Consider the following 16,365-nt stretch of genomic DNA (forward strand, 5'->3'; position numbering starts at 1 on the left):
ATTAGGCGTATCAAGAACATAATCACCTATGATTTTTTGGCGGCATATCTTTTTAGCAAACCAGGCACATCTAATATCAATGCAATACCACCATCACTGGTTATGGTCGCTCCTGCCATGCCAGGGGTACCTTGAAGCAATTCATCTAGAGGCTTAATAACCACCTCTTCTTGGCCAATGAGAGCGTCAACAACAAATCCAAGTTGTTTTGTACCAATTTGCACTACAACCACGTGTCCTTTGGTTTTATCAATATTAACTTCTCCTCTTGCTAACCATTCTCCCAAATAAAATAATGGAATAGCTTTAGAGCGAACAATCATCGTTAACTGGCCATCAACAGTATTGGTTTTTCGCATATCAAGATTGATAATTTCATTCACAGACCCTAACGGTAAAGCAAACGTTTGTTTGCCTATCACTATCATCAGCGTCGGTAATATTGCCAAGGTCAATGGTACTTTTATCTCAAGTGTTGTACCAATGCCCATCTTAGAATCAATACTGACGGTACCATTTAGCTGATTGATTTTGGTTTTCACCACATCCATGCCTACACCACGACCTGATACTTCAGATATTTCTGTTTTAGTTGAAAAGCCTGGTGCAAAAATCAAATTAAAGGCATCAACATCAGTCATTCTTGACGCTGCATCAGCATCCATAACCCCACGAGAAACCGCAATTTCTTTCAGTTTTTCTGGGTCCATGCCTTTACCGTCATCTATAATGCTCAGCAAAATATGGTCACCTTCTTGTGACGCAGTTAGCTTAACGGTACCCATAGTTGGTTTACCTGCGGCCTTCCTCTTTTCTGGCATTTCAATGCCATGGTCAACCGAATTTCGAACCAAATGCACTAAGGGGTCAGCCAAAGCTTCAACCAAGTTTTTGTCTAAGTCTGTTTCTTCGCCTTCTAGTACAAGCGTTATTTCTTTTTTCAGTGTCCTTGCAAGGTCACGAACAACACGCGGAAAACGACCAAATACTTTCTTAATAGGCTGCATACGCGTCTTCATAACAGCGCCTTGCAAATCGCCTGTTACTACATCTAGATTAGCAATGGCTTTGGCCATGCTTTCATCATTTACATTGGTGCTAAGACTCAGTAGTCGGTTTCTCACTAGTACTAGTTCGCCAACCATATTCATAATTTGATCTAGGCGTTTAGTGTCAACCCTTACGGTCGTTTCACCTTGCGGAGGAGCTGCAGATTTTTTTTCTTCTTTTTTGGCGATTATAGGCTGAGCTACTTCTACTTTATCAGGAGGGGTAATAGCCTTTTTGACTTCAGGTGGTTCTATTGCTGGCTGCGATTCTTTAACAGAAAATGACTTTTCAGAAACGACTTCAGCTGGGCCTTTACCTTTGCCGTGAAGTTGATCTAATAACGCTTCAAATTCATCATCAGAGATGTCGTCACCAGATGGGCTTGGCTCAGGTGCAACTGGCGACTCTTTTAACTGTTCAGTGTCAGCTTTATCTTCACCCTTAAACTGACCTTTGCCATGCAATTGATCAAGAAGCGCTTCGAATTCATCATCACTGATATCTTGATCATTTAAAGAGGTTTCTTCTGGCGCTTTATCTTCCTTAGCACCAGGTGCGTCATTACCATGCAACTCATCTAACAAAGCCTCAAATTCTTCTTCACTAAAATCACTGGAGGCTGCTGATTCATTGGCAGTGGTTATATTGACTGCAGATTTAGGCTCGCTTGCAGCCGCAACTTTGTCAAATAATTCAGGTTTACTGAGTCTGGTGAGAGTATCGATAAGGCTCTTTTCAGCAGCTACCAGAGGCTCACCAGCTTTGACTAGATCAAACATTTGCACCACTTCATCCGTGGCTTGTAATATCACATCCATGAGCTCATGCGTAAGAGTACGTTGACCATTACGCATAACATCAAACACGTTCTCTGCACCATGACAAATATCAACTAACTCAGTCAGTGATAAAAATCCGGCCCCCCCCTTAACGGTATGATAACCCCTAAAGATAGCGTTCAGGAGATTCGTATCTTCTGGATTATTTTCTAATTCGACGAGCTGTACTTGCAATAGCTCTAAGATCTCACCGGCTTCAACCAGAAAGTCAGCTAGTATTTCCTCGTCAACATCAAAAGCCATCTTATAGCCTCCCTAAAATCCCAGACTCGAAAGCAAATCATCTACGTCGTCTTGATCCGACGCTACGTCTTCTCTGCTGTCGGCATCCAATATTGGACCTTCAGCCTTAATCATATCGGCTTCATTCTCAGAATTGTTAGGCTTTTCAGCAATCTCAGCAACATCTTTATGTTCAACGCCGCCAAACATAGTGAGCATGTAGACTAAATTATCTTCAACTTCTTTAACTAACTCGATAACTCGCCTGATGACTTGGCCAGTTAAATCTTGATAACCTTGGGCCATGAGTACTTCAGTCAACAGGCCTGTCAATTTAGCTGAGTATTCACTACCATGTTTAAGAAAACTATCCATTTCCTTTACAAGTAGATTAAATTCTCCCAATTGCAATTCTCGTACAATCAGTTTATTCCATTCAGGCATAACATTGACTATTCCATCATGCAATTTCTCTGCTATAGGCATACATGAATCCACCAAATCCATGGTTTTATTTGCTGCATCTTCAGTCGCTTCTATGACATACTTAAGTCGTGTTTGAGCATCTGGAATATCCACGTTAGCCATATTCACTATGCGAGGATCAAGTTGAAAGTTATTCAATGAATCATGAAGTTGACGTGTCAATTTACCCACTTCCGCAAATAATTCAAACGAAGTTTGAGCGCCAGTAGATTCAAGTAAATCTTGAGCGCCTTGGTTATCTCCATTTTCTATTAAAACCACTAATTTTTTTGCATCTGCAAGAGAAATCGGCGAGGTTTTCATACAGTCTTTCCTATCAGCTTAGCCTGAACTTAACCAAGTCGTTCAAAGATTTTTGCTAATTTCTCTTTTAATGTTGCAGCAGTAAAAGGTTTAATAACATAACCATTTACCCCAGCTTGTGCAGCAGCAACAATTTGTTCCTTTTTCGCTTCGGCAGTCACCATCAAAACAGGAATATGTTTTAAGTTAACATCTGCACGGATAGCTCTAAGCAAATCTATTCCTTGCATGCCAGGCATGTTCCAATCAGTTACCACAAAATCAAAATCGCCTTGTTGTAACATTGGCAATGCAGTATTACCATCATCTGCTTCTTGTATATTTACAAAACCAAGATCTTTAAGTAAGTTCTTGATAATCCTTCGCATTGTTGAAAAATCGTCAACAACGAGGATCTTCATATTTTTATTCAAAACCACCTCCGGTGAGAGTTCTAACACTCAACTTAAAACCCAACTTCATTGCTATAATTATTTGTCGTTTGAACGCCAGTATTGCATGCGAGACTTAAGTTTAAGCATGGCTTGGCTGTGTATTTGGCTCACTCTGGATTCACTAACATCCAGTACTTCACCAATTTCCCGCAGATTCAACTCTTCATCATAGTATAGAGATAATACAATTGCCTCACGCTCTGGTAACGTCGTAATAGCATGAGCCAGTGCCTTTTGAAACGAACCTTGAAGAAAGTCTTCAAAGGGCGTATCTGAACCTTTTGTTTGTTCTGTCGTGATCACATCTTCAGTTACCCCTAAGTCTTCCATGCCAATGATTTTTCCAGCATTCACTTCATTTAACATTTGGTGGTAACTTTCAATACTAACTTGTAATTTTTCAGCCACATCTAAATCGCGTGCGTCACGACCTGTTTCTCGTTCAACTTGATTGATAGCTTCTGTTATTGCACGGCCATTCTTGTGCACAGAACGTGGAGTCCAATCCCCTTTGCGTATTTCATCTAGCATAGATCCCCGAATCCGGATCCCAGCAAAAGTTTCGAAACTTGCTCCCTTACTGCCATCAAAATTTCGTGATGCTTCTAATAAACCTATCATACCCGCTTGAATCAAATCGTCCACTAGAACACTGGCTGGCAAACGAGCAATCAAATGATGAGCAATTCGCTTGACTAACGATGCGTGTCTGTCAACCAAATCATTCTTATCGGCAAATTGTTGATAAGCAGCAGCTTTACTGTTCACCTTTTATCACCCGATACATTTTTGGTGACCAGTTGTTCAAGGAAAAACTCCAAATGACCACCTGGTTGATTAGGGATGGGCCACTCTATCGCTTTTTTAGCAAGCCTTCGAATAGCCATAGCTGCAGGCGAGGTAGGAAATGCTTCAACTATTGCTTTTTGTTTTCTAACCGAATTGCGCACATTTTCATCAAATGGAATAACGGCCACAAGTTCTAGTGCCACATCCAAAAATCGATTTGTCACTTTAGTCAATTTAGAAAATAATTCATCGCCTTCACGCATACTACGCACCATATTGGCGACAATTTTAAAACGGAACACGCCATGTTCTTTATTCAAAATTTTAATCAGCGCATAGGCATCTGTAAGAGAAGTTGGTTCGTCACAGACCACCATCATGATGTCCTGAGCAGCTTTGGAAAAACTTAACACCATATCTGAAATACCAGCCGCAGTATCAACGATTAACACATCAACTTGCGATTGTAGTTCGCTAAAAGCCCGAATAAGACCTGCGTGTTCCGTAGGAGTAAGCTCCGTCATAGATTGGCTACCAGACGTTGCAGGTGCAATTTTGATCCCGTAGGGGCCTACAACTAGTACCTCATCTAAAGTGCACTCGCCCGATAATACGTGAGATAGGTTTTTTTCCACCCGTAGACCTAAAAGTACATCAACATTAGCTAAGCCTAGGTCGGCATCCAACACCATGACTCTTTTGCCTTGTTGGGCAAGTGAGATAGCGGTATTAAGGGTAACATTTGTTTTCCCAACCCCTCCCTTCCCGCCTGTCACGGCTATCACTTTAATTAATCTAGATTGATTCATTCTTCTTAAGCTACTTGCTTGATCCTCAATCATACTGCTACTGCTGCGTTATTTATGTCATTAGCTCTATTATGAATTAAACCGAATTTTTTATAAAGCTTCGCTGCACTAGTAATTAAAAATTTTGTACTTGCAGATTGCAAATCTTCTGGTACGCGTTGCCCGTCAGCCAAATAACAAATTTGTAATTTGTTCTCAATTGCCACGCTGATTACCTCTCCTAAGCTGTAACACTCATCTAATTTAGTCAATATACACCCTTGTAAAGAAATCTGTCGATACTCATTTACAGTTTGTTGCATGACGCGGTACTGACAGTTAGCCTGCATCACTAAGTAATGTCTGATATTAACACGGGTGTTCTGTTTCATAGTATCTAACTGTTTGATTAGCCTAGCGTCTTTTTGACTAAACCCTGCAGTATCTACCAACACTAAACGTTTATTTCTAAATTGATGAAGTAAATCTGATAATTCATTTGAATTTTGTGCTTGTTTAACACTACAGCCAATGATTTTTCCATAGGTAGCGATTTGTTCGTATGCACCTATCCTATAATTATCCAAGGTTATAATCGCCACTTGGTCAACGCCAAACTTATGTGCCGCTTGAGCTGCAAGTTTGGCGATAGTAGTTGTTTTACCGACACCTGTTGGCCCCATCAATGCAACCACACCCGGTTGAGATAAGATATCATCATGTTTGGTTTGTAACCTATTAGCCAAAAGCTTAAGAAGAAACAGCCAAGATTGCCTCTCATCGGCAGATTCTGGCGCATAAGACAACACTTCTTCAGCTAAATTATCCGAAATCCCCATTTGCTGTAACCGTTGTAATAAATATCCATGCAGCGGATGTTTGCGATTCTTTTCTTGTTCAATTAACCCAGATACCTGAAATTGCAAAATGTGCCGCAAAGATGATAACTCTTGACGCATTTCTTTAAGAGCATCTTGTTGTTGGTTATTTTGTTGGTTATTTGGCTGAGAAGAATAATGTGCATGGGAAGATGCAGAAATAGCACTGTCTGAATAAACTTGTGGCTGTACTACAGAGACCGGTCTCACTTCTTTAGGGATAGAGGTTGAGGCAGATTGGGACTGTTTTTCTAATAATGCTTTTAAACTATCAGGCCCACTGTCACCAATAATTTCACTCAAAGTGGGGGGGGGTCTAGAAAGGTTAGCTTGAACTTTGAGCTGATCTTTTTTAGGCAATAACTGCTCATCAGGTTCTTTGTCATAGGCGGCTATTATCTCGATACCGTCAGCATGCTTTTTATTTGACATAATAACCGCCTCACCACCCAACTCATCTTTCACTTTTTTGAGTGCTTCTCGCATGTCTTTGCCATAAAAACGTCTGATTTTCATATATACCCCTTAAATACCAACACTACGTCCGAGCATCCCGTCAGATTATTGACCCACGGCACTGACAATTTTGATTTGTTTGTCATCAGGTATTTCCTGATATGACAACACATGTAATCCACTCACCGAGTGTTTTAAGAACTTTGACAATACCGGCCTTAACATACCTGAAGTCAATAAAACTGAAGGCTCACCTGCTAATTCTTGTTGTTGAGCAGCTTCATTTAATGAGCCTTGTAAACGTTCTGCTAATCCAGGTTCAATTCCTGCGCCATCCGCTCCACCAGCTTGAAGTGACTGGTGCAACATCTGTTCCAATTCTGGAGCTAATGTAATGACAGGGATTTCAGCCAAACCACCGTTTATTTCTTGAACTATTAAACGTTTTAGAGCAATACGCACCGCAGACACCAACACGTCAGGATCTTGGCTTTTTGGACCAAACTCACATAACGTCTGCACTATGCTACGCATGTCTCTAATGGGAACACCTTCATAAAGCATAGTTTGTAAAACTTTGACTACAGTGCTCAAAGGCAATATATCAGGCACTAAACCTTCAACTAATTTAGGGTTATTTTTGGCTAACAAATCCAGCAGTTGTTGCACTTCTTCATGACCTAACAATTGATAAGCATTGTTGGTTAATAATTGACTTAAATGTGTGGCCACTACCGTGGCTGCATCTACCACTGTATAACCAAGAGTTTGGGCGTGTTCTCTTTGATTGGCTCTAATCCATACAGCATCCAGTCCAAAGGCGGGATCTTTCGTCGCTTTGCCATCTAGCTTGCCAAATACTTGTCCCGGATTAATCGCTAACTCATCATCATGACTCAGTTCAGCTTCACCAACCGTGACACCTAACATAGCGATAGTGTAGTTATTCGGACTTAAATCTAAGTTATCGCGAATATGTACCGGCGGGATCAAAAAACCCAGTTCTTGCGATAATTTTTTTCGCACGCCTTTAATACGCGTGAGCAGTTCACCACCCTGAGCCTTATCGACCAACGGGATCAACCTATAACCTACTTCTAAACCTATAGTATCAACATGCTGAACATCATCCCAACCTAGCTCTTTTATTTCTAATGGTTGTTGATTTTGCTCAGGTAAGGACTTAACCGATTCAGGTTCATTCGCAATTTTCTGTGCGCGCCAATTACTATAATAAGCATATCCCCCGACCACTGCACTAAAACCCAAAAAGGCAACATGCGGCATACCGGGTACAATTCCCATTACAAACAAGATACCAGAGGTAATATAAAGTGCACGTTGGTCACCCAGTTGTCTGGTTAATTCTTTACCCATCTCTTGAGAATCATTTTCTCTGGTCACAATAATGGCGGTAGCTACTGACAGCAATAACGAAGGAATTTGGGCAACCAAACCATCACCAATCGTCAGTAAAGTGTAAATTTCAACTGCATCGCCAAAAGCCAAATCATGCTGGATCATACCAATAAATAAGCCACCCACTAGGTTAATCAACATAATGAATAAACCGGCAATGGCATCACCTTTTACAAATTTGGAAGCACCGTCCATTGAGCCGTAAAAGTCCGCTTCACTGGTGATTTCAAATCGACGTTTACGGGCTTCATCAGAATCAATAAAACCTGCATTTAAATCTGCGTCTATAGCCATTTGTTTACCGGGCATCGCATCTAAAGTAAAACGTGCACTGACTTCTGAAATACGTCCTGCACCAGCAGTAACCACTTTAAAGTTTATAATCAGCAATATCGCAAAAACCACTATACCGACTGCATAGTTACCGCCAATTACAACTTCTCCAAAAGCTTGTATCACTTTACCTGCTGCATCTCCGCCTTCGTGGCCTTCAAGTAAAACTATCCTTGTTGACGCTACATTTAGGGCAAGTCGTAATACCGTCGCGATAAGCAAAACTAAAGGAAAAATACCAAAATCAACGGGTTTCTTAGTAAACACTGACACCAAGATGATGACTAAAGACAGGGCAATATTAAAGCTGAATAGGATATCCAATAAAAATGCAGGCATAGGTAAGATCACCATACCCATTATTGCTAACAAGACTATTGGTGCGCCTAAACCAGATGATACTGACTTAAATTGGTTTTTATCAAACCGACCGAAATAAGAGGCTAATTGCATAAACGAAATATTGACGCTTTGTTGATATTGTTAACATTAAAGGAATGATTGCAACTAGTACGCCAAGTCTTTTAATAAAATTGAATTATTTTAATAAAAATCTAATTCAATACTTAACGTCTTAGCTCTGGTGGGATAGGTAAGTTGCTTTTTAATGGTTTAGGGCGTTTACCTGAACCTTGTTTGTAGGCTTTTAATTGATAAACATATGCCAATACTTGAGCCACAGCCATAAACAGCTTTTCGGGGATTTCGTGTTCTGCTTCTGTAGAATAATAAATAGCCCTAGCTAGCATAGGAGAGGCCACAATAGGCACGTCATGTGCATTGGCAATGGTACGAATATGCATGGCCATTTCATCCGCGCCTTTTGCCACTAAAGTCGGTGCACGGTTGCCAAACTGATCATACTTTAACGCCACAGAAAAGTGAGTGGGGTTAGTGACAACCACATCCGCATTTGGTACTTCTTGCATCATCCGGTTTGCAGCAGCTTGATATTGTAACTTACGGATCCTACTTTTTACTTGAGGGTCACCATCGGCATTTTTACGTTCGTCTTTGACTTCCTGCATAGACATTTTCATTTCTTTATTGTGTTTGTAACTTTGATAGGGCACATCGAAAACAGCAATGGGGATCAAAGCACAACACATAATCAAAAAGCCCCATGCAATTAAATCCAGCGCATGAAAAAGGTTTTGTGGGTATAATTCTAAGTTTAAATGTAATGCTTCATCCTTGAACATGATGAGCGTAACGTATGCCATCGACGCAACCACCACAAATTTAGCTATAGCTTTAAGTAGTTCCACCACACTGTTCATACCAAACATACGCTTAAAGCCTGCTATAGGGCTTATTTTTTGGGCTTTTGGCGCAGCACCATCCCAAGTGAAATTATACCCTCCCAAGGCAATATTGCCGTAGATACCAGCAACAGTCACAATCAGCATATATAATAAAACGGGTATACTAATGGTCTCGACTGCAAAGCCCCAAGCTTGAAACATATGAGTAAAATCATAGGTTTCATCACGCGACAGAGTAAACGTACGCTGTGTCACTTCAAATAGTGCGCTGGCAATTTGCGAACCAATAAGTAAAAAACTAACGCCACTAGCAATTAAAACTAAAGCCGTGGACAATTCTTTAGATCGGGCAATTTGCCCCTTTTTACGGGAGTCCTCAATTTTCTTGGAGGTGGGTTCTTCAGTTTTTTCGTTTGAATCAGACATGATTTACCTCCTTCAATTAAGGACACACTAATACGAGCTGGCACATCATGAGCTGCGCCCGATCCCACATCACTTCAAAGTGATGGGTTAAGTTGTCTAACGTTAACCAAATTATGATTAGTCCCATAATTTGAGCGATTGCAAAACCTATACTAAAAATATTTAATTGCGGGGCTGCTTTTGTCATAACACCAAAGGCCAAGTTAACGATAAGTAATGACACAATAGGCGCCAAAGATATGGTAACAGCTGAAATAAACATCCACCCAGCCCAGTGTGCAATGTCTCTAAATTGTTCTGGAGCAAACCATGCTTCACCAATGGGAAACGCTTCGAAGCTCATCACAATCATACGGATCATCGACAAATGCCCATCTAACGACCAAAACAAAAGTGTCGCTAGGATAAGATAAAACTGCCCTACTGCGGGAACACTAATACCATTCACCGGATCAACAATTGATGCAAAACCCAACCCGGTTTGCAAAGCAACAATTTGCCCCGCTAACACAAAGGTATTGAGTACCATATTTGATATAAAACCCAATGAAATACCAATGATCAACTGCTGGGCCACTAACATGAAAGTACCAACAAGAAAAAAGGTCTGTTGCAGGAATAGGAACTGGCGGTATAACCGGCATGATAATTAGGGTTAAAAAAAGTGTCAGTAGCGCCCTTGTGGTAGGCGGCACGGTCTTAGCACTCAAGCCTACCATAGCAGCAAATAACCCCGATATACGCATAAATGGTAACAGTAGGTCTGCCAAATATTGCATAATTGTAGTCGTTGCTATATCCAAGGTTTAACCTTCAGCCTTAATCATTATCACCGCTAACCCAAAACCTCAGGAATTCGCTCCACCATATTAAAAGTGAAGTCCATAAGCTTTTGTACTAACCAATGGCCACCCCAACTGAGTGCCAATAAAGTGACAATTAAACGCGGCAGAAAACTCATGGTTTGTTCATTAATTGAAGTTGCGGCTTGAAACACAGCAACAATTAATCCCACAAACAAACTGGGTAGGATAATCGCTGAAACCAGCAGAATAACCATTGCTAATGCTTCTTTGAGTATCTCAACAAAGACTTCTGGACTCATGGGCACACCTTATTATTCATTATTTGACTATGTAACATTTGCTAACCCATCCCAAAACTATTGGCTAATGTACCAAAAATTAAATTCCAGCCATCCACCAACACAAATAACATCAACTTAAAGGGCAATGACACGATCATAGGTGACAACATCATCATGCCCATCGCCATCAAAATTGATGCGACCACTAAATCTAAAATCAGAAAGGGAATAAACAACATAAAACCAATTTGAAACGCAGTCTTGAGTTCGCTTGTCACAAAGGCAGGGATCAGAACGTTCATAGGCACGTCGACGGGGTCTTGAAATTGCCCATCCATTCCACCGATTTGTACAAAGGTTTCTAAATCTTTAACCCTTGTTTGAGCCAACATAAAAGCCCTTAATGGCTCTTTTCCTATTTCATAGGCTTGTATTGATGTCAGTTCTTCATTTAAGTAAGGCTGTAGTGCCGTTTCGTTTATCTTTTCAAACACAGGGGCCATAATAAACATCGACAGAAACAAACTTACACCAATCAAAATCTGATTCGAGGGTGATTGCTGCAAACCTATTGCTTGACGCAAAATAGATAAAACAATAATTATCCGAGTAAAGGACGTCATCATCATCACAAAAGCAGGAAGTAGGCTCAAAGACGTCATGATAGCGACAACTTGCAAGGTCATAGTATAATCTTTGCTTCCATCTGGGTTGTCAGTTAGCGTTAGAGCAGGTATCCCAGGCTCTGCCAAGACGTATCCACTAACAATACTTAATAACAACAACAAACAAACACGCATACATGTCTTTTTCATGATTGTTCCCCGTCAGTGTTTTTTTTGTTATTTTGCGCCATAGCTGGGTTTATTTTACCGGCTATGAGCATTGCAAGTTTGTCTTTGAATTTTTCGTTACCTGTCGATGTTGTCGTATTATCGATAGGTGAAGAGAGAGTTGCTAAGTGGTTAATGTTATGAGCGGTGATACCCAGCAAATGTTGCTCACCTGCCACCTCAATAACCAACACTCTTTCTTTGGCTCCAGCCATCATTGAGGCGACAACTTTAATGTTTGAGGTGCCTGATTGAGTGACGTTAAACCGTCGCATGAGGAACGCAAGTATAAAAACAACGCTAATAACCAATAATAAAGAAAGGAAAATTGACACTATTGAAGTGGGATTTGTTAGAGTTTGAGGCGTTGAATTGGACTCAAAAGAGATACATAAACATGAGCCAAGAGCTATCCAAGCCCATGTTTTACATGCTTTTTTTCTATCTGATTTTTTTGATTCTTTCCAGTTGACTAATAACATCAGTTAATCGAATACCAAATTTGTCGTTGACTACTACTACTTCACCATGAGCAATCAACGTGCCATTTACTAAAACATCTAATGGCTCTCCAGCAACTCGGTCGAGTTCGACGACTGAACCTTGGTTTAACTGCAGTAAATTTCGAATACTAATATTGCTACGACCCACCTCCATAGCAATGGTCACAGGTATATCTAAGATGGTGTCGAGTTTGCGTTTTTCTTTGGGCGTTATCTCTCGATCTTCGTCAAATTCTTCAAGTTCGGCGACCTCTGCATCAGTGCCAAGCAGGCCTTCAGACTCGCTACCCGTTTTATCTTCTTCATCAGCTTGCTCGGCCATGGCCGCAGCCCAATCATCTAAACCGTCTTCTTCACTCATTATTTACTCCTGACTCTGGACAACAGGGCTTACCAATCATCTTCGAGGGTTTGCAATTCGGCGTCGCTATCAATTCGTCGGCCACCTTTGGTTAATAGTTGCAACTCAGACTTCACAGAAGTTGGGCGCGGAATTTTTTCAATTATTTTAAGTGCCACATTGTCACGTGAACGACCTAACTTGGCTCTAAAAGTCGGTAAATTTTCAATTAATACCGTGATGTGTTCTGGCATATCGATAGGAATTATATGACCCGGTTCTAGCTCCATGATATCTGCAAGGGTTAATTCCAAGTCCATCATATGCGTAGATAAAGCCACTTTCACATCCATCATTTCATCTCGAAGAGCCTTGCTCCAGCGTAAATCAGTGTCTTCTTTATCACTTTGTACGCCGGCATCTAACAGCTCACGAATGGGTTCCAGCATTGAGTAAGGTAAAGATACATGGAAGTCACCGCCACCGCCGTCTAATTCAATGTGAAAAGAACTTATCACCACCACTTCTGTAGGGCTCACAATGTTGGCCATAGCGGGATTCACTTCAGAGTCAAGGTATTCGAATGATACATCCATAACGGGTGCCCATGCCTCTTTGTAATCTTCAAATATAAGCTTCAATAACATCTGAATAATACGGCGTTCGGTTGGAGTAAACTCTCGTCCTTCAATTTTTGCATGGTAACGACCGTCACCACCAAAAAAGTTATCTACCAAGATAAACACCAGTCGGGCTTCCATAGTAATCAGCCCGGTGCCTTTGAGAGGACGAAAGCGCACCATATTCAAACTAGTAGGGACAAATAAGGTGTGAATATACTCACCAAATTTAATCATCTGGATACCGTTAATAGACACTTCTGCCGAACGGCGCATCATATTAAATAGACTAACACGCATATGTCTAGCGAAGCGTTCATTAACAATTTCAAGGGTTGGCATACGCCCACGAACGATCCTATCTTGAGAAGAAAAGTCGTATTCCATTGCTGAGCCATCGGACACACCACTTTCAACTTCTTCTTCCTCAACATCATCTACACCATGTAATAGTGCATCAATCTCGTCTTGGGATAATAAATCGCTCAATCTAACTCTCTCATTAACAAATCAGTTGTTACTGCATAACAAAACCTGTGAAAAGTACTTCTTCCACAGTTTGGTTGCCGCTGACAACTAGCATGGTTTTTTGCACTTCTTTCAGTGCGCTATCTCGAATGGCTATTTTACCCGCCTCTGTGGCTAAGTCATCGGCATTGGCGGTGCTAAATATTTTTAACAAGGTGCCTTCAATCAAAGGAATATGCATTTTCGATTGTTCTTCGTTATCGGAACCACGCATCATTAGCTGCACTTTAATTTCGACTAACCGGTCTCGGTTTGTTCCAGGTACATTAAATACAAAGGGCCTAGGCATAGCAACATACATAGCCGTTCCGGTTTTAACCCCCTCAACTCCTTGAACTGTCGGTTTACCTACAACGACTGGTATAGCGTTATCGTCGTCGGCCATTAAAAAATAATAGGCAGCACCACCGCCAACAATTAGCACAACAACAGCAATTATAATAATGACCAGTTTGCTTTTTTTGCCGCCTTCTTCCATTTTTAATTCTTCTTCAGCCATGTATTTCTCTCAAATTGTGACACTTATGAACTCTACAACTATTATCAGCCCCAAGGTTAAATTGGCAAAGCGCTTTACGCTAGATCCTTGCAAATTCATCTATAAATCACACAAAATAATCAATTCCACCAAGGGCACCATTAACAATATTATGTTGGCCTAAAACCTGCTCAGATACATCTTCAGCGTCATCATTATTACTGCCACCTTGATTAGCTGATTCAGCATCACCCTGACTTTGCTGATTATCACTTTCTTGGCGCACTGAGGATTGGCCTAACTCAATACCTTTTTCAGCAAACATTTCTCTTAATCTTGGTGTAGCAGTATCTACTGCATCTCGTGCTTGTTGTGATTGGACCACAAAATTCACTGTTGCAGATTCACCGGATACTGCGACTTTCACATACACCGAACCCAACTCAGCAGGGTCAAGTCGAATTTCAGCCACTAAATTTTTAGTGTTCACCATCCACCGGACTTTTTCGGCTAACTGAAGATGACCTTCAGGTTTAGCAATATTAATTGCCTTCTCAAACTTGGACTCAAACTGATTTAATTGAATTTGTTTACTTTGTTCACCCTGAACTTGTGCCGCATCTCTTAAAGTCGCGCTGTAGATTTGGTCGTGGTGATGCTCAATCGCACGGTTCATTGTTTGGGCAAAATCTAACACTTGAGAAACGCTGCTGACGATCTGTTCTAGGTTGACCGGGGCCTTAGCTAAGACTCCTGACTCCGTCGATTTTGCTAACGCTTCTGATATCAATGCTTTCAAATCAATACCCGGCTCTCTACCTTGAGATAACTGATTCTTATACTCCTCTATTCCTGACTTCAATGCGGAGACAAATTCTTTTGATGAGGATTCAACTGAACTAATGATGTCAGCAGCCTTGGGAATAACTAACTGCTGAGCAATGTGTTCGGGATTTATTGCTTCGTCAGTTTTTTTACTATCAAATACGCGCTGGGCAATATTCTCTAATACTTTATCGAGCTTACTATCCGTCAAGTTTAAAATGTTTTTTATGTCATTATTACGGGTCACGTTCTCAACTTTTCCCAGGTTGAGTAAATTGCCAGAGGCCATTCGAGCATCTTGCTCAAGCAACTTGGACTGTTCAGCAACAGACTCTAATTTTGTGATCAGTGTCTGAGCATGTTGGGCTTGCACTAATCTATCTGCTGTATCAGATACAGTAAGTTGAGCCGATTTTATTGTTTGTTGTAAACTAGCTATGTCAGTTTCAGCGTCAACCAATAATGTTTTGAGCAGATTTTTATTCTCATCTGCTCTTAAGTCTACTGGCAAGCTTGTTTCAACTGGCTGATTGGCTAACATCAAATTTTGTAAAACGCCTGACTGCTCTAACAATGACTGAGCGACTTTTTGTTGCATATCACTTGAAAGAACCTGGTCAGTTTCAGACTTAGCTGTCAGTTTCTCTAATGCATTTTGAATTAATAAGGCTAATGGATCTGTATCTTTGAGAACAGGAGCGACAGTATTCTCATCTACATAGTCGGTTTGTCGAAGACTAAACTTTTCTGGGGCGGCATTAATGTCACCAATAGTATGCAGCTCGGCAACTTGTTCCAGTAAACCACTATCAACTTTATCGGATAATATTAAGTCAGCAACAGATACAACTAGAGATTCAGTCTCAACATCAGCTAAAGATTGTTTTGTGGACCGGGCAATATTTGCCAGTTTCTGCAAGTTATCGACTAACGACATCCATTCTTGGGCAGCGACATCGGCTGCTTCAACATCTGATATTGAAGCATTCTGTTTTGAGGGCGAAACCAACTGCAACTCTGCTTCTGCGTCGCCATTCTTAAATTTATAGTTGCGCTGATCAGCAACATTTGACTCAGCATGAGTTTTTAAATGTTTATTATTTATGTCTTCTTGTGTCTCATCAATAGATTGTTGCAACGCTCTTTTTCTTGGCGAGTGGGGCGGCGGTGCATCAGCTAATGTATGACTCGATTTTTGATCTTGTAATAATTTTCCAAATTGCTCATTTGATTCAGAGCCTTTAAACGAATTGGAATGGGCGCAGCTGTCAAAAGCGGCAACTTCTGATTTAGCTGTGGCAACATGTTGCATCATACTTTTTTATCCCTCAAACTAAGACATTGTGGCTAATCGACTGACTTATATAGATTTTTAAATTTACGTACCGTTTTTGATTAGCTTACCTGTCACGAGTCCAACTTAAAATTAACCGTTACCTTGTGTTTCTAAGTATGAATTAGCA

Annotated in this window: 15 protein-coding genes and 1 pseudogene; all 16 read right to left on the minus strand. The window is 40.8% G+C overall.

Going from position 1 to position 16,365, the window contains the following annotated elements; all coding sequences use genetic code 11:
- Window positions 1-26: 26 nt before the first annotated feature.
- The 16 genes and pseudogenes from C427_RS15305 to C427_RS15380 all read right to left on the minus strand — a co-directional run bounded on the left by C427_RS15305 (window position 27) and on the right by C427_RS15380 (window position 16,217).
- Entirely contained in the window at window positions 27-2,132 is a 2,106-nt protein-coding gene (locus C427_RS15305; protein ID WP_007639126.1) for a chemotaxis protein CheA, read from the minus strand.
- Window positions 2,133-2,144: 12 nt separating this feature from the next.
- A complete protein-coding gene (locus tag C427_RS15310) occupies window positions 2,145-2,900 on the minus strand; it encodes a protein phosphatase CheZ (RefSeq protein WP_007639127.1) in 756 nt (251 codons plus the stop codon).
- 29 nt (window positions 2,901-2,929) lie between these two features.
- Complete coding sequence (cheY, locus tag C427_RS15315; RefSeq protein ID WP_007639129.1) at window positions 2,930-3,313, minus strand: chemotaxis response regulator CheY; 384 nt, start codon at window positions 3,311-3,313, stop codon at window positions 2,930-2,932.
- A 57-nt stretch (window positions 3,314-3,370) separates the two neighbouring features.
- Window positions 3,371-4,102 carry an RNA polymerase sigma factor FliA gene (locus C427_RS15320; protein ID WP_007639131.1) on the minus strand — a complete coding sequence of 244 codons (732 nt, stop codon included), beginning with the start codon at window positions 4,100-4,102 and terminating at the stop codon, window positions 3,371-3,373.
- Window positions 4,099-4,965, minus strand: coding sequence for a MinD/ParA family protein (locus C427_RS15325; protein WP_007639132.1), 867 nt, complete (start codon window positions 4,963-4,965; stop codon window positions 4,099-4,101). The genes C427_RS15320 and C427_RS15325 overlap by 4 nt, the downstream gene beginning before the upstream one ends.
- Window positions 4,962-6,305, minus strand: coding sequence for a flagellar biosynthesis protein FlhF (flhF, locus tag C427_RS15330; RefSeq protein WP_007639133.1), 1,344 nt, complete (start codon window positions 6,303-6,305; stop codon window positions 4,962-4,964). Before flhF ends, C427_RS15325 begins: the two co-directional genes overlap by 4 nt.
- A 45-nt stretch (window positions 6,306-6,350) precedes the next feature.
- Window positions 6,351-8,450, minus strand: coding sequence for a flagellar biosynthesis protein FlhA (flhA, locus tag C427_RS15335; RefSeq protein ID WP_007639135.1), 2,100 nt, complete (start codon window positions 8,448-8,450; stop codon window positions 6,351-6,353).
- 113 nt (window positions 8,451-8,563) lie between these two features.
- Window positions 8,564-9,688, minus strand: coding sequence for a flagellar biosynthesis protein FlhB (gene flhB / locus C427_RS15340; protein ID WP_007639145.1), 1,125 nt, complete (start codon window positions 9,686-9,688; stop codon window positions 8,564-8,566).
- Between the two features lie 16 nt (window positions 9,689-9,704).
- A pseudogene (fliR, locus tag C427_RS15345) lies at window positions 9,705-10,467 on the minus strand (flagellar biosynthetic protein FliR).
- Between the two features lie 56 nt (window positions 10,468-10,523).
- Entirely contained in the window at window positions 10,524-10,793 is a 270-nt protein-coding gene (fliQ, locus tag C427_RS15350; protein ID WP_007639148.1) for a flagellar biosynthesis protein FliQ, read from the minus strand.
- 41 nt (window positions 10,794-10,834) lie between these two features.
- The gene (fliP, locus tag C427_RS15355) at window positions 10,835-11,575 is read right to left on the minus strand and encodes a flagellar type III secretion system pore protein FliP (RefSeq protein ID WP_407636126.1); all 741 of its coding nucleotides are present in this window, start codon (window positions 11,573-11,575) and stop codon (window positions 10,835-10,837) included.
- A gap of 11 nt (window positions 11,576-11,586) precedes the next feature.
- Window positions 11,587-12,090 (minus strand): flagellar biosynthetic protein FliO, encoded by a 504-nt coding sequence (gene fliO, locus C427_RS28245; RefSeq protein WP_226991175.1) that lies wholly within the window; start codon window positions 12,088-12,090, stop codon window positions 11,587-11,589.
- Window positions 12,050-12,472 carry a flagellar motor switch protein FliN gene (gene fliN / locus C427_RS15365; protein ID WP_007639160.1) on the minus strand — a complete coding sequence of 141 codons (423 nt, stop codon included), beginning with the start codon at window positions 12,470-12,472 and terminating at the stop codon, window positions 12,050-12,052. The genes fliO and fliN overlap by 41 nt, the downstream gene beginning before the upstream one ends.
- A gap of 29 nt (window positions 12,473-12,501) precedes the next feature.
- Window positions 12,502-13,560: a flagellar motor switch protein FliM gene (fliM, locus tag C427_RS15370; protein ID WP_007639161.1), complete on the minus strand. Its 1,059-nt coding sequence runs from the start codon at window positions 13,558-13,560 to the stop codon at window positions 12,502-12,504.
- A 28-nt stretch (window positions 13,561-13,588) separates the two neighbouring features.
- A complete protein-coding gene (gene fliL / locus C427_RS15375) occupies window positions 13,589-14,098 on the minus strand; it encodes a flagellar basal body-associated protein FliL (protein ID WP_007639162.1) in 510 nt (169 codons plus the stop codon).
- 106 nt (window positions 14,099-14,204) lie between these two features.
- Window positions 14,205-16,217: a flagellar hook-length control protein FliK gene (locus tag C427_RS15380; RefSeq protein WP_007639163.1), complete on the minus strand. Its 2,013-nt coding sequence runs from the start codon at window positions 16,215-16,217 to the stop codon at window positions 14,205-14,207.
- Between the last annotated feature and the right edge of the window lie 148 nt (window positions 16,218-16,365).

The organism is Paraglaciecola psychrophila 170 (assembly GCF_000347635.1).
GTDB classification, from domain to species: domain Bacteria; phylum Pseudomonadota; class Gammaproteobacteria; order Enterobacterales; family Alteromonadaceae; genus Paraglaciecola; species Paraglaciecola psychrophila.

Excerpts from the sequence above, each read along its gene's own strand:
- C427_RS15305 (WP_007639126.1), bottom strand. The coding sequence starts at position 2,132 with ATGGCTTTTGATGTTGACGAGGAAATACTAGCTGACTTTCTGGTTGAA.
- C427_RS15310 (WP_007639127.1), bottom strand. The coding sequence starts at position 2,900 with ATGAAAACCTCGCCGATTTCTCTTGCAGATGCAAAAAAATTAGTGGTT.
- C427_RS15325 (WP_007639132.1), bottom strand. The coding sequence starts at position 4,965 with ATGATTGAGGATCAAGCAAGTAGCTTAAGAAGAATGAATCAATCTAGA.
- flhF (WP_007639133.1), bottom strand. The coding sequence starts at position 6,305 with ATGAAAATCAGACGTTTTTATGGCAAAGACATGCGAGAAGCACTCAAA.
- flhA (WP_007639135.1), bottom strand. The coding sequence starts at position 8,450 with ATGCAATTAGCCTCTTATTTCGGTCGGTTTGATAAAAACCAATTTAAG.
- flhB (WP_007639145.1), bottom strand. The coding sequence starts at position 9,688 with ATGTCTGATTCAAACGAAAAAACTGAAGAACCCACCTCCAAGAAAATT.
- fliQ (WP_007639148.1), bottom strand. The coding sequence starts at position 10,793 with ATGAGTCCAGAAGTCTTTGTTGAGATACTCAAAGAAGCATTAGCAATG.
- fliP (WP_407636126.1), bottom strand. The coding sequence starts at position 11,575 with ATGCGTGTTTGTTTGTTGTTGTTATTAAGTATTGTTAGTGGATACGTC.
- fliO (WP_226991175.1), bottom strand. The coding sequence starts at position 12,090 with ATGTTATTAGTCAACTGGAAAGAATCAAAAAAATCAGATAGAAAAAAA.
- fliN (WP_007639160.1), bottom strand. The coding sequence starts at position 12,472 with ATGAGTGAAGAAGACGGTTTAGATGATTGGGCTGCGGCCATGGCCGAG.
- fliL (WP_007639162.1), bottom strand. The coding sequence starts at position 14,098 with ATGGCTGAAGAAGAATTAAAAATGGAAGAAGGCGGCAAAAAAAGCAAA.
- C427_RS15380 (WP_007639163.1), bottom strand. The coding sequence starts at position 16,217 with ATGATGCAACATGTTGCCACAGCTAAATCAGAAGTTGCCGCTTTTGAC.